This is a genomic window from Agromyces sp. Y575 (assembly GCF_059445445.1).
Map to the genome: position 1 here is coordinate 938,639 of NZ_JCAIUI010000001.1, position 13,022 is coordinate 951,660.

Below are 13,022 nucleotides of genomic sequence, written 5' to 3' on the forward strand. Positions count from 1 at the left end.
TCTATGGCCAGCGCGACGGGCCCCCGCGCGCCGTGTCACGGGCATCGGCGAGGTGCTCGAGGAGGTCGGCGACGTCTTCGGGGCTGCGCACGCGATGGGTGGCGAGCGACCTTCCCTGGCCCACTTTCACGCCGACGTCGTCGGACTCGAGAACGGCGAACGCGTCTTCGTCGGTGATGTCGTCGCCGACGTAGACCACTGCGCTGGCACCCGAGTGCTGACGGAGTCGCGTGAGCGCTTCTCCCTTGTCGCTCGGGCGCACCGAGAATTCGAGCACCCCCTTGCCGCTGCGCACGGTCAGCTCGGGAATCTCCGACTCCACACGCTCTCGCGCAGCACGCTGCAGCTCGACGGCCGTCGCGGGGGCCACTTTGCGGGTGTGCAGTGCGAGGCCCGCCGGCTTCCACTCCACCCACGCGCCCTCCGCACCGGACGCGACCTCTTCGAGGATGCGCGTGAGGTGCTCGAGCGCGGCGAGTTCGGCATCGCGCAGGTCGATCGTCACGCCACCGGTGTCGAGCTGTAGTTCGACGCCGTGCGAGCCGCTGAGCAGTGCGCCCTGCGGCGGATCCGCGACCTTGCGGAGGCTCTCGAGTGCACGACCCGAGACGATCGCCACCCTCGTGTCGTCGATGGCCGCAAGCCGTTCGATCGCGGCGCGTGCACGATTGGTCGCTCGCGCATCGTCGGGTCGATCGACGAGCGGGGCGAGCGTGCCGTCGAAGTCGAGTGCGACGAGTAGTCGGTCGGTGGTGGAGATGCGCATGATCGCGGCGTCGAGGCTCTCTGGAACACCCGACGCGATGATGCCCGCGCCGGTCAATGTCTTCAGGAACGTCGCCGACCACTTGGCCACATCGTTCTCCCGCACACGCTTGCGGAGTGCCCGCATGCGGCGGGCGCGTTCCTTTCGGGGCATCCGCGCCGCCTCGACCATCGCATCTTTCAAGCCCTCGATGTCGTGCGGGTTCACCAGCACTGCCTGCCGCAGCTCGTCGGACGCACCGGTGAACTCGCTCAGCACGAGCACGCCGTCATCGTCGAAGCTGCAGGCGACGAACTCTTTCGCGACGAGGTTCATGCCGTCGCGGAGCGCGGTCACGAGCATGACGTCGGCGGCGAGGTAGAGGGCGACCATCTCTTCACGCGGGTAACCGTGGTGCAGGTAGGTGATGGCCTGGTGGCCGAGGGTCGAGTGGTCGCCGTTGAGGCGTCCGACCATGAGCTCGATCTCGTCGCGCAACTGCCGGTACGTCTCGACGCGTTCGCGCGATGGGCTCGCGACCTGCACGAGCGTGACGTCTTCGACCGAGAGGCGGCCGTCGCGCAGGAGCTCGCCGAACGCCTTCAGCCGGTGGCGGATGCCCTTCGTGTAGTCGAGCCGGTCGACACCCAGCATGATCGTCTCGGGGTTGCCGAGGCTCTCACGGATCTCATGGGCGCGCGCCTGCACTTCGGGTCGGCGTGCGATCTCTTCGAAGCCGGCCGCGTCGATGGAGATCGGGAACTGGCGGGCGACGACATGACGCACATCTCCGTCGGGGCCGGGCACGTCGATGACGCTGCCACGGGTCGCGTAGCCGAACAACCGGCGTACCGCGCGGGTGAAGTTGCCGGCGTCTGCGGCGCGCTGGAAGCCGATGACGTCGGCGCCGAGCAGTCCGTCGATGACCTGACGTCGCCATGGCAGTTGCGAGTAGATGCCATATGCCGGAAACGGGATGTGATTGAAGAATCCGATGACGAGGTCGGGGCGCTTCTCGCGCAGCATCCGCGGCACCAATTGCAGTTGGTAGTCGTGCACCCAGACGACCGCACCGTCGGATGCCGCGCGCGCGGCGGCCTCGGCGAAGCGACGGTTGACCCGCACATAGGCATCCCACCACTCGCGGTGGAACGAGGGCGGCGCGATGACATCGTGGTACAGCGGCCACAGGGTGTCGTTCGAGAAGCCCTCGTAGTACTCCTCGAGCTCCGACTCGGACAGTGGCACGGGGATGATGTTGATGCCGTCGTATTCGAACGGATCGAACTCCCGGTCGGCGACGCCGGCCCAGCCGATCCACGCTCCGTCTGCAGCGCGCATGACCGGTTCGAGCGCGGTGACGAGCCCGCCCGGTGAGCTCTTCCACCCGGTCTCGCCATCGGGGCCGCGTTCGTAGTCGACCGGTAGCCGGTTCGAGATCACGATCATGTCGTAGGCGGCGTCGACGTAGAGCTCGTCGCCTGTGAGTTCAGGGGCGTGCATGGCGGGTGTCCCTCCTGGCGCTTCACTCAGGCTAACAGTCGCCCGTCTCGCACTCAGGCGGCGATCGAGGGCGGCGGGCCGGGCGCGGCGGCGCCCGGCCTGCAAATCAGCCCAGCGCGGCGGCCGCGAAGCCGATCGAGCGGATGCCGCGGCGCCGACCCACCACGATGCCGGTGCCGATCACGCCGACGACACCGAAGAGCGCGAGCATTCCAGCAGCCATCGCCACTGCTCCCCCGGCTGCGCCCGAGACGATGAGCTGCATACCCTGCACCGCCCAGGTCAGCGGCAGGAACGGGCTGATCGCCTGGAACGGCCCGCTCAGCACCTCGATCGGGTAGAGACCGCCGGATGCGGTGAGTTGCAGCGCGACGAGCACGAGCGAGACGAGCAGGCCCGCGCGTCCGAGCCACACCGTGAGGAAGGCGTGCAACGACGTGAACGCGAGCGCGAGCAGCGCCGCGAACGCGAGGGTCTGCGGCAGCAGGCTCCAGGCAACGCCCATAGTGCCGTGCAGGAGCAGCACGACGGTGACGGCCTGCGCGAGGGCGAGGAGTCCGGCGCGAGCGAGCGTGCGCCAGACGAGGCCGCCCGTCGACGCCGTGCTGCGCAGCGCTTCGCGCCCGAACGGGCGGAACACGAGGAAGAGCGCCATCGCGCCGAGCCAGAGCCCGATCGGCACGAACAGCATACCGATCACCTCGCCGATGCCCGCGATCTCGTGGTCGCGGGTGGCGTCGACCGTCACAGGCTCGGCTACCACGTCGGCGGTTGCTGCGCTGTCGATGTCGGTGAGCGCCTTCGCACTCTCGGCACCGGAGGTGAGGCCGGTTGCGAGAGTGTTCGCGCCGCCCGCGAGGTCTGTCGCTCCGGTCGCCGCATCCGCTGCGCCGGTCGAGAGCTGGCCGAGGCCGACCGCGAGTTCGTCGACGCCGGTCGCCAGGCCGTTCGCCCCCTCGCTGATGCCACTCGAGCCGCCGGAGAGCGCCGCGGCGCCGCCCGAGAGTTGGGAGATGCCGCCCTGAACACCGTCGATGCCTGCGGTCGTCTGCGCCGAGAGCGCCTGGCCACCCGCCGCGAACTGGGCGAGTCCCCCATTGACGCCGTTCACGATCGCGACGTACTTCTCGAGCTCGGGGTACTCGACGATGAGATCGGGGTTGGCGGTGATGTAGGCGTTCAGCTCGGCGACGGACCCGCTGAACTGGGAAGACGTGCCTGCGATCTGCCCCACGTACTGTGCAACTCCGGCGGAGAGCCCGTCGAGCTGTGCAGCTTGCGCATCGAGTTGAGCGAGCCCACTCGCGATGCCGTCGACGCCCTCGGTGTACTGCGCGACGCCATCGGCGTACGTGTCGGCACCGTTCGCGGCCTCCGTCGCGCCCGACGCCGCCGTTGCGACGCCGCTCGAGAGTGTGCCGAGCCCGCCCGCAAGGGCGCCTGCCCCCGTCGAGAGCTGGGTCGCGCCGTCGGCGGCGTCGCCGAGCGAGCCGCCCATCACCGCGAGATTCGTGTAGAAGCCCTCGAGGTACTGCGCGGTGAGCGCGCGGCCGAACGTCGTCGACATGGCATCGCCCACCGACTGGGCGACGGATCCGGCGAGGTAGCCGTGCGCATCGTCGGTGCGGATGTCGAGGTTCGCCTTCGTGGGCGTCTGACCCGAGAGGGAGGTCACCGACTTGGAGAAGTCCGCGGGAATCGTCAGCACCGCGTAGGCGTCGCCTGAAGCGAGGAGGTCGGCCGCCTCTTCGTCGTTGGAGATCTTCCACTGGAACCCGGCGGTGTCGGGGTCGCTCAGTTCGGTCACCAATTGGCGGCCGGCCAGCACGGGCTGGTCGGTGCCGTCGGGCAGGGTCATCGTCACCATCTCGTCGTTGTTCACGACGACGGCGGGGATCTGCTCGAGGTTGTCGCCGGCGCCGCCGAGCGCGCCGGAGACGAGCCCGGAGACAGCGAGCGGCACCGCGATGACCGCGGCGACCAGCACGCCATAGCGCACGCGGCGCTGCACGGGCGTCGAGCCGAAGAGTTGGGAGAGTCGAGTGCTCATCGGAGTGCCTCCAGGGTGTCTGAGACGGGTTCGAGGGTACGGATGCCGCGAGCGGCGAATTCTGGCGAGATCGCAGGTGAAACGGCCGAAGGCCCGAGGCCCACGATCGTCGTGACCTGGGAGGGCACGAGCACGGCGAGGGCGCGCCACAGCTCACCGCTGGCTGATCCGGGATCGTCGTCGAGGTCGATCACGAGGGCTTTCGGGCGTTCGGCGAGCGCGGCCGCGACCGCCACGAGGATGCGCGCCTCCACACCGAGCCCGGCGAGCGGGGTGTCGGCGGTGAAGCGCGGCCCGTCGGGGCCGTGGCCCGCGGCGTCCGCCGCCCGCACCACCCACGACTGCACGAGGGTGTTCGACGGAGCGAGCCGGTACCAGGGGCGAGTGGCATCGAGGCGTCGGGCGATGAGTTCACCGACCGTGCCGCCCGGCGAGGCATCCGCTGCGACCTCGGCGATCGCGACGCCGCGCATGACGGTGCCGGCGTCTGAGGGCAGGGGGGAACCGAGCACGGCGAGGCGACCGTCGACCGGGTCGAGGCGCCCCGCGAGAGTTGCAGCGACGACGCGCCGATCGACCGTCTCTCCGCGCACGACGAGCACGCCGCCGACGGGAACCTCGACGGAGAGCGGACCGATTCGCCGTTCGGGCAGGCCGAACACGGCGTCGTCGGCGTTGACCGCCGCAGGGTGTGCGGCCGCCCATGCCTCCTGGTCGAGGTGGGCGCGCAGTCCCTCGCCTTCGATGTCGACGTTCGGCAGCGCTTTCGCAAGCCAGTTCGGCAGCCACCACGCGGCCTTGCCTGCGAGGGCCATCGCGGCGGGCACGAGGGTCATGCGCACGAGGAAGGCGTCGAAGGCGACACCGACGGCGAGAGCGAAGGCGATGCCCTTGATCACCCCAGAGCCTTCGGGCACGAAGGCGAAGAAGACGAAGAACATGATGAGCGCTGCCGCGGTGACGACCCGGGCGGCGTGCTGGAAGCCGTGCACGACGGCCTTGCGGGCGTCCCGGTTCTTCACGAACTCTTCACGCATGCCCGACACGAGGAACACCTCGTAATCCATCGCGAGGCCGAACAACACGGCCATGAGCAGGATCGGCAGGAAGCTCAGGATCGGGCCCGGCTCGACGTGCAGGAGGTCGGCGAACCACCCCCATTGGAAGATCGCGACGGTGACGCCGATGGCGCCGAACGCAGAGAGCAGGAATCCGAGGGCGGCCTTGATGGGCACGAACACCGATCGGAACACCATGAGCAGCAGCACGATCGAGAGCCCGACCACGATGAGGGCGAACGGAATGAGCGCGTCGGCGAGTCGGTTGGAGATGTCAATCGCGACGGCCGTGTAGCCGGTCACCGCGATGGGGGTGCCGAGGTCGGCGCTGATCGAGGGCTCGAGATCGCGGATGTTCTCGACGAGCACCTTGGTCTCAGGAGCATCCGGAGCACTCTCGGGGATGACCTGGATGATCGCCGTGTCGACCGTCGCGTTGGGCAGGCCTGCGCCGACGTAGGCGACGTCGTCGAGTTCGTCGATGCGCGCGCCGATGGTGTCGAGGTCGCCGAAGATGTCGGTCGTCTGAGTGATGTCGACGGTCACGATGAGCGGCCCGTTGTAGCCCGGCCCGAAGCCGTTCTCGATCATCTCGTAGGCCTCGCGCTGGCTGGAACCCTCGGTCCCCGATCCGTTCGGAAGATTCAGGTCGAGGCTCGCCGCCGGAATCGCCGCGGCGCCCAGCAGTCCGACCACGAGCACTACGAACACGACGGGCGCCTTCAGCACGAGGTCGACCCAGCGGCGACCCAGAGTGCGCTTGCCGCTGTCGTCATCGGCGTTGGCGCGGCGATACGCCCGACTCCCGGGTTTCGGGATGAGGCGGCGCCCGAACACGCCGAGCAGCGCGGGCAGGAGCGTGACGGCGCCGGCCACCGCGATGAGCACGGCGAAGGCGGCGCCGACGCCCATCACGCTGAGGAACGGGATGCCGACGACGAGCAGTCCGAGCAGCGCGATGATCACGGTCAAGCCCGCGAAGACGACGGCCCCGCCCGCGGTCGCGACCGCCTCGGCGGCGCTCTCCTCGGGATCTTCCCCGCGCGCGAGTTGGTTTCGATGGCGCGACAGGATGAAGAGGGCGTAGTCGATGCCCACCGCAAGGCCGATCATGACCGCGAGCATCGGCGCCGTCGACGACACCGTCGCGAACGCCGCGACGATCGAGATTCCGCCGAACGCTGCACCGACACCGACGAGTGCGGTCAGTAGCGGCATACCCGCAGCGAGCAGCGAGCCGAAAGTGATGATGAGCACCACGGCGGCGAACAGTACGCCGAAGACCTCGGTGAGCGTGAGCCCGAAGCTCGTCTCCTGGAAGACGTCGCCGCCGAAGGCGACCGTGAGCCCGGCGTCGCGGCCGAGTTCACCTGCGGCCGTCACCTCGTCGAGCGATTCCGCCGTGACATCCGTGACCGGTCCGTCGAACTGCAGCTGGATGTAGGCGGTGCGGCCGTCGCCGGAGATCTGGTCGCCCGCGTACTCGTCGAACGGACCGAGCACACTCGCGACCCCATCGACCTGCTCGATCTCAGCCTCCATCGACTCGATCGCGCCGCGGAACGAGTCGGACTCGACGGTTGCGCCGTCGGGCGCCTCGACGACGGCCTTCGCCGACGCACCCGCGGTCTCGGGGAAGACGGCGGCGAGCTGGTCGATCGCGGTCTGCGACTCGGTCCCGGGGATCGCGAAGGAGTCCTGCAGCTGACCGCCGAGTCCGATGCCCGCACCGAGGAGCGCGCCGAGCGCGAGCACCCACGCGGCGATGACGTACCAGGCGCGGCGGAAGGCGAAGCGGCCGATGCGGTGGAGGAGCAGTGCCATGGGCGGGCCTATCGGGTCGGGCGGCCGTCGGCCGTCAGCAGGAGTTCGGAGAGCACGGAGATGAGGGCGTCGCGCACGTCTTCATCGGGGATCTTCTGGTCATCGTCGAGGAAGGTCGCACCGGCCACGAGCGTGTAGGTGGCGCCGGCGAGCGCGACGCTGAAACGCATCTGCTCGGCGATGGACGCGTCGTCTTCGCAGATCGAGTCGGCGAGACCGCGAATGGCGATGTTGGCGCGTTCGATCACGGGTAGGCCGCGCAGCGACTGGCCCTGGTTGACGAAGGTGTGCACCGCGAGCCGGTTGCCGAGCAGGAAGTCGACGAAGCGCTCGATGAATACGGCGCGGGCCGCCCCCGTGCGCCCTCCCGCGACGAAGTCGCGGAGCAGGGTCTCGAGCAGGTCGATGGCCGGGCCGATGGCCGCCTCGAGCAGGGCCTCTTTCGACGCGTAGTGGTAGAGCACGCTCGACTTCGAGTACCCGGCCTGGTCGGCGATCTGCTGCAGAGAGCTCGCGGCGAAGCCGACGGTGGCGAACTGTTCGAGGGCGACCTGGCGCAGCTCATCGCTGGCGCGCACGCGGGACGGCACGAGTGCTTCGTTGGGCATGCCTCCACGATAATTGACCGATCGGTCAGCTTCTGCACGATCGGTCAGTTTCACGGATGTCTCCCAGCCCGGCGATACCAGACGGTAGCGTTGCGGCATGCGCAAGTACCTGTTCAGCGGAGCCGTGATCGGCGCCATCTTCAGCGGCATCGGCGTCGTGCGGGCGACCGCGTCGGGCCCCCGCGACTGGCGCCTGCTGCTCATGTGGGTGTCGTGGGCGGCGAGCCTCGCGATCGCGATCGGCACGGTCGCCGACGAGACGAAGCAAGGCGAACTCGGCGAATAGTTTCACCGCCCGCGGGTTGCGCGGCGTGTCATTGGCGATCCGCAACGCCGTACCCGAAACTGGGACGAACGACCCGAAACGATCCCACCGAGAGGGGCCACGATGTTCCGCCGCTGGCGCCGTGCACGGCTTGCCGCTCAGGCCTCCGCCCATGTTGCCGCCCAGACGCCGCGCCCTTCCGCGGCCGATCTTCGGGGTGAGCACATCTTCGATCTCCTGAACACGAGGTTGTCCGAGTTCATCGGCCCGGGCGGCGGCTGGTCGCTCGTGCGCAAGTCCGATGGCGACACCGATCGCATATTCCACGCGATGCTGACCCATCAGATCGCGGGCGAACTGACCCGCGCCATCCTCGAAGAGCGTGACTCAGTCGCCGTCGTCGTGCCGGCCGGTGAAGAGACCCTCGCGCTCGGCTGGGAGCCCGCGCCGCTCATCGTCTGGGCCGACCCCGTCGAGACGTCGGCGCCCGCCGATGAGCTCATCGTCGAGGCATCCGCCGATTTCGAAACCGCCGATTTCGAAACCGCCGAATTCGAATCCGCAGACGTCGAGGCCGCCGCCCTGCCGACGATCGGCGCGGCCACCGCGCTCGAGGCCCGCGCCGCCTGAGGCCCGTGCGGGTTGAGTCTGCCGAAACGCGTTCCGACAAGCTCAACCGGCAGCTTCGATCACGCTGGTCCAAGATCGACCCGTGATTCTTGTACAGCTGAGCCGACGAGCGTCACCGCCTCCCTCGTAACGTGATTTCCGGGCAACAGCCCGCACGCCACGAGAGGGGACCCGATGAGCTCCGCCCACAGCACGACCTCGAGCGACACCGCCGCGAACGAGGCGCCCGCGTCGCCCCCGCGTCGCAGCACCGCACGCGACCTCGCGCAGATCGCCGTCTTCGCCGCACTCATCGCCGCACTCACTCTGCCGGGCGCGATCCCCCTCGGCTTCGGTGTGCCGATCACCCTGCAGACCCTCGGCGTGATGCTCGCCGGCGCGATCCTCGGCGCCCGCAAGGGCACCCTCGCCGTCACCGTCTACGTCGCACTCGGCCTCGCCGGCCTGCCGATCCTCGCCGGCGGCGCCGCCGGCCTCGGGACCCTCGCCGGACCGACGGGCGGGTTCCTGCTCGGCTTCATCCCCGGTGCATTCGGCATCGGCTGGTTCGTGGAACGCTTCGCACCGAAGCTGCCGTTCTGGTCGCTGCTCGTCGCGAGTCTGGTCGGCGGCGTGCTCGTCGTCTACCTCGTCGGCATCCCGTGGTTCGCAGTCGTGACCGGCATGCCTGTCGGCGGCGCGATCGCGGCGATGTCCCCGTTCCTGATCGGCGACGTCGCGAAGGCCGTCGTGACGGCCATCGTCGCGGCCGGAGTGCACCGCGCCTGGCCCGGCCTCATCACCGCGCGCCCGTGGCCGTGGGCCCGCTGCGTCGCTGCACCCGACGCCGTGGCCGCCGACGCCGCTGCATCCGACGCCGTGGCATCCGACGCTGCTGCCGCCCCGGAGTCGCCCGCCGCATGAGTGAGATCGTCTTCGACCACGTCACGCACCGCTACGACGGCGAGGCGGTGCTGAGCGACGTCTCGCTCCGCCTCACCGAGCGGCGCATCGGCGTGGTCGGGGCGAACGGCTCGGGCAAGTCGACGCTCGCCCGCCTGGTGAACGGACTCGTCACACCCAGCACCGGCCGGGTGAGCGTCGACGGTCTCGACGTCGCACGCAACGGTCGCGCCGTGCGGCGCAGGGTGGGTTTCGTCTTCACGAACCCCGACAACCAGATCGTCATGCCGACAGTGCGCGAAGATGTCGCGTTCTCCCTACGGCGGCTGCGGCTGAGCGCAGCGGATGCCGCGGCGCGCGTCGACGGTGCACTCGAGCGCTTCGGACTCACCGAGCTCGCCGACCGCCCGGCGCACCGCCTCTCGGGCGGGCAGAAGCAATTGCTCGCCCTCGCCGCCGTGCTCGTGATGCGACCCGCGGTCGTCGTCGCCGACGAGCCGACGACGCTCCTCGATGCGAGGAACGCAGCGCTCGTCGAACGGCACTTCGCCGAGCTCGACGAGCAGCTCATCGTCGTCACCCATCGGCTCGAAGCCGTTGCCGAGTTCGACCGTGTGCTCGTCGTCGAGCACGGTCGCATCGTCGCCGATGACGTGCCGTCGGTCGCCCTCGACGCGTATCGGGCGCTCATCTCATGATCGGCGCGACCCTCAAGAGCGGAGCAACGTGATCGGCGCGTACTTCGCGGGCGACTCGTTGCTGCATCGCACGCCGGCGGGTGCGAAACTCGTGGGGCTCGCGGCATCGGTCATCGTGATCGCATTGCTTCCGGCCTGGTGGATGCTCGCCATCGCGCTCCTTGTCGTGTTCGCCGGCTTCGCGCTCGCGCAGATACCGTCTCGCCTCGCGCTGCGCCAGCTCGTGCCCGTGCTCTGGATCCTCGCAATCGCCGCGCCGCTGAACGCGCTCTTCTCCGGGTGGGAGTCGGCACTCGTCATGTCGATGCGACTCGCGGCGTGCGTCGCCCTCGCGGCCCTCGTGACGCTGACCACGAAGGTCTCGGCGATCCTCGACGCCGTGCAGCGTGGGCTCCGCCCCTTCGGATCGCGCGTCGACGCCGACCGGGTCGGCATTGTGCTGGCGATGACCATCAGGGCGGTGCCGCTCATGGCCGAGATCGTGCGCGCGGTGCTCGAAGCTCGCAAGGCGCGCGGTGCCGAGGGATCCCTCCGCGCCGTTGCGGTTCCGGTCGTCGTACGGGCGCTGCAGACGGCCGATGCGATGGGCGAGGCATTGATCGCCCGCGGATTCGACGACTGAACCGGATCCCGCGGCCGGCATCCTCGCTAGCGCGAGGTACTGGCGGCGTCGTCGATCACCGCGCGCAGCCTGCGCACCCCCTCGACAGTGCGCTCCGAGCCCGTGGAGGCGAAACAGAGTCGCAGCGAACGGGAGAACCCTCCGCCGAGGGCGAAGGCGGAACCTGGGATGTACGCGACTCCCGCTTCGAGAGCCTCCGGAAAGAGCGCGGTCGTGTCGATGTCTTCCCTGAGGGTCAGCCATAGGAAGAAGCCGCCGCGCGGGTTGGTCCACTCGGCACGCACTCCGAACTCCTGCGCGAGAACCGCCTGCATCGTCTGCTTCCGTTCGAGATATTGGGCGCGAAGCACGTCGAGATGCGAGTCGAGGTGTCCACCGTCGAGGAACGCCGCGACGAGCATCTGGCTCGGCACGGTCGTACAGGTGTCCATCGTCTGCTTGGCGTCGATCATTCGTGCGATGATCTCGGGCGCGGCATCCACCCATCCGACCCTCAATCCCGGTGCGAGGATCTTCGAGAATGTGCGCACGGAGATCACGTGCGGATCACCGTCGCCGAGCGCTCGGAATCCCGGAATTGCCTCGCCCTCGAAACGCAGCAGCCCATAGGGATCGTCGTCGATGATGACGCTGTTCCACCGTCTGGCGAACTCGAGCATGAGAAGCCGTCGCTCGCGGGAGAGAGCTGTTCCGGAGGGGTTCTGAAAGTTCGGGATGACGTAGATCGCCTTGGGCGTGCGCCCCGCACGTTCCACGTACTCCGGAAGCGATTCCACGATCATGCCCTCGGAGTCGATCGGGATCTCAACGATCTCCGCGCCGTAGGCGAGCAGCGTTGCCATTCCGTTGGGATAGGTCGGCCCCTCGACGAAGACGAGATCGCCCGGGTCGATGAAGAGTTTGCCGACGAGGTCGAGCCCCTGCATGCCGCCGCTCGTGACGAGCAACCGTTCGGGGGCCGTCCGTTCCTCGGTGGTGTCGAGATGTCGCAGGAGGGCGGCGCGCAGCGCCGGGTCCCCCTCCGTCGCTGCGTAACCGAAGGCTGTCGGGCCGACGTCCGCGAGCACCCGATCGCCCAGTTCACGCAGGAGCGCCGTGGGGATCGCCTCATCGGCAGGGCTCCCCATCGCGAAGGAGACGATGTCGTGGGTCTGCCGTTGCAGCAGTGAGGTACTGGAGTCGATGACCGATCCCACGAGGCCGGAGGCGCGGTGGGCGAGGCCAGGTCGCGCGAGCACTCCCTGCGGAGACGCGTCTGCGAGGGGTGCTGCCATGGCTTCACGCGTGCTGGGATTCATTGTGCGGTGTATCCGCCGTCGACGGGCAGAGAAACCCCGGTGAGGTACGAGGCTTCGTCGGAGACGAGGTACAGGATCGCCGATGCGACATCCGCGGGCACGGCGAGTCGACCGAGCGGGATGCTCCCCCGCGTTGTCTTCTCCGCCACGGCAGGGTCGTCGAGGCCCTCGATCCAGGCCTCGTAGAGAGGTGTTCTGGTCATGCCCGGTGCCACGGCGTTGACTCGAATGTTGTGGGGCGCGAGTTCGATCGCTGCCGCCCTGGTGAGCGACAGCATCGCACCCTTCGACGCGCTGTAGACGCCCATGATCGGCACCCCGATCGAGGCGAGCCGGGAACTCACATTGACGATCGATCCGCCGCCCGTCGCGCGCATCTCGATCGCCGCAGCCTGAAGCATCCGCAGGGCGCCGAAGGTGTTGACCTCGAACACCTCACGAATTTCGGTCATGGGGGTGGAGAGCAGGTCGCCCGTGTGATCGAGGGCAGCGTTGTTGACGAGGGCGTCGATGCGACCGAACCGCGCGACCGCAGCCGCAGCGATCGCGCTCGCTGCCTCCTCCTGAGCAAGGTCTGCTGCGAGGAAGATCGATCGCGGCCCCCACCGCGCAACAAGTTCCTCGCCGCGAGCCACGTTCCTGCCGGTGAGGAGCACCTGGGCGCCCTCCGCATGGAGTCGCTCGGCGACGGCGGTGCCGATGCCGGAGGTCGCACCGGTTACCACCACGACCTTGTCGTGCGCACGTCCCGATGCGATTGCTGGTGCTGCTGCTGCTGCTGCTGCTGCTGACGACACGGTGCTCCTTCTGGTCTGCTCCCATCGTCCGGTCAGGGGCGG

Annotated in this window: 11 protein-coding genes; 5 read left to right on the plus strand and 6 right to left on the minus strand. The window is 68.9% G+C overall.

Features of this window, described 5'->3' with window-relative positions:
- Nucleotide 1: 1 nt before the first annotated feature.
- From AC1C2U_RS04480 to AC1C2U_RS04495, 4 genes are all read right to left on the minus strand, one after another.
- The gene (locus tag AC1C2U_RS04480) at nt 2–2,248 is read right to left on the minus strand and encodes a bifunctional alpha,alpha-trehalose-phosphate synthase (UDP-forming)/trehalose-phosphatase (RefSeq protein WP_495360504.1); all 2,247 of its coding nucleotides are present in this window, start codon (nt 2,246–2,248) and stop codon (nt 2–4) included.
- 106 nt (nt 2,249–2,354) lie between these two features.
- Nucleotides 2,355–4,298 (minus strand): YhgE/Pip family protein, encoded by a 1,944-nt coding sequence (locus AC1C2U_RS04485; RefSeq protein WP_495360505.1) that lies wholly within the window; start codon nt 4,296–4,298, stop codon nt 2,355–2,357.
- Complete coding sequence (locus AC1C2U_RS04490; protein ID WP_495360506.1) at nt 4,295–7,180, minus strand: MMPL family transporter; 2,886 nt, start codon at nt 7,178–7,180, stop codon at nt 4,295–4,297. The genes AC1C2U_RS04485 and AC1C2U_RS04490 overlap by 4 nt, the downstream gene beginning before the upstream one ends.
- Before the next feature lie 8 nt (nt 7,181–7,188).
- Complete coding sequence (locus AC1C2U_RS04495; RefSeq protein WP_495360507.1) at nt 7,189–7,788, minus strand: TetR/AcrR family transcriptional regulator; 600 nt, start codon at nt 7,786–7,788, stop codon at nt 7,189–7,191.
- Between the two features lie 97 nt (nt 7,789–7,885).
- Here AC1C2U_RS04495 and AC1C2U_RS04500 point away from each other — a divergent pair, with 97 nt between their 5' ends.
- The 5 genes from AC1C2U_RS04500 (at nt 7,886) to AC1C2U_RS04520 (ending at nt 10,885) form a co-directional block, all read left to right on the plus strand.
- Nucleotides 7,886–8,074 (plus strand): hypothetical protein, encoded by a 189-nt coding sequence (locus AC1C2U_RS04500; protein ID WP_495360508.1) that lies wholly within the window; start codon nt 7,886–7,888, stop codon nt 8,072–8,074.
- 102 nt (nt 8,075–8,176) lie between these two features.
- The gene (locus AC1C2U_RS04505) at nt 8,177–8,683 is read left to right on the plus strand and encodes a hypothetical protein (protein ID WP_495360509.1); all 507 of its coding nucleotides are present in this window, start codon (nt 8,177–8,179) and stop codon (nt 8,681–8,683) included.
- A 174-nt stretch (nt 8,684–8,857) separates the two neighbouring features.
- A complete protein-coding gene (locus AC1C2U_RS04510; protein ID WP_495360510.1) occupies nt 8,858–9,586 on the plus strand; it encodes a biotin transporter BioY in 729 nt (242 codons plus the stop codon).
- Nucleotides 9,583–10,263: an energy-coupling factor ABC transporter ATP-binding protein gene (locus AC1C2U_RS04515; protein WP_495360511.1), complete on the plus strand. Its 681-nt coding sequence runs from the start codon at nt 9,583–9,585 to the stop codon at nt 10,261–10,263. Before AC1C2U_RS04510 ends, AC1C2U_RS04515 begins: the two co-directional genes overlap by 4 nt.
- 28 nt (nt 10,264–10,291) lie before the next feature.
- Nucleotides 10,292–10,885 (plus strand): energy-coupling factor transporter transmembrane component T family protein, encoded by a 594-nt coding sequence (locus AC1C2U_RS04520; RefSeq protein WP_495360512.1) that lies wholly within the window; start codon nt 10,292–10,294, stop codon nt 10,883–10,885.
- 26 nt (nt 10,886–10,911) lie between these two features.
- Here AC1C2U_RS04520 and AC1C2U_RS04525 read toward each other — a convergent pair whose 3' ends face one another.
- Both AC1C2U_RS04525 and AC1C2U_RS04530 read right to left on the minus strand, forming a co-directional pair.
- Nucleotides 10,912–12,159, minus strand: coding sequence for an aminotransferase-like domain-containing protein (locus tag AC1C2U_RS04525; RefSeq protein ID WP_495360513.1), 1,248 nt, complete (start codon nt 12,157–12,159; stop codon nt 10,912–10,914).
- Nucleotides 12,160–12,179: 20 nt separating this feature from the next.
- Entirely contained in the window at nt 12,180–12,980 is an 801-nt protein-coding gene (locus AC1C2U_RS04530) for an SDR family NAD(P)-dependent oxidoreductase (RefSeq protein WP_495360514.1), read from the minus strand.
- Nucleotides 12,981–13,022: the final 42 nt, after the last annotated feature.

Excerpts from the sequence above, each read along its gene's own strand:
- AC1C2U_RS04525 (WP_495360513.1), bottom strand. The coding sequence starts at position 12,159 with ATGGCAGCACCCCTCGCAGACGCGTCTCCGCAGGGAGTGCTCGCGCGA.
- AC1C2U_RS04510 (WP_495360510.1), top strand. The coding sequence starts at position 8,858 with ATGAGCTCCGCCCACAGCACGACCTCGAGCGACACCGCCGCGAACGAG.
- AC1C2U_RS04495 (WP_495360507.1), bottom strand. The coding sequence starts at position 7,788 with ATGCCCAACGAAGCACTCGTGCCGTCCCGCGTGCGCGCCAGCGATGAG.
- AC1C2U_RS04480 (WP_495360504.1), bottom strand. The coding sequence starts at position 2,248 with ATGCACGCCCCTGAACTCACAGGCGACGAGCTCTACGTCGACGCCGCC.
- AC1C2U_RS04485 (WP_495360505.1), bottom strand. The coding sequence starts at position 4,298 with ATGAGCACTCGACTCTCCCAACTCTTCGGCTCGACGCCCGTGCAGCGC.
- AC1C2U_RS04500 (WP_495360508.1), top strand. The coding sequence starts at position 7,886 with ATGCGCAAGTACCTGTTCAGCGGAGCCGTGATCGGCGCCATCTTCAGC.
- AC1C2U_RS04490 (WP_495360506.1), bottom strand. The coding sequence starts at position 7,180 with ATGGCACTGCTCCTCCACCGCATCGGCCGCTTCGCCTTCCGCCGCGCC.
- AC1C2U_RS04515 (WP_495360511.1), top strand. The coding sequence starts at position 9,583 with ATGAGTGAGATCGTCTTCGACCACGTCACGCACCGCTACGACGGCGAG.
- AC1C2U_RS04505 (WP_495360509.1), top strand. The coding sequence starts at position 8,177 with ATGTTCCGCCGCTGGCGCCGTGCACGGCTTGCCGCTCAGGCCTCCGCC.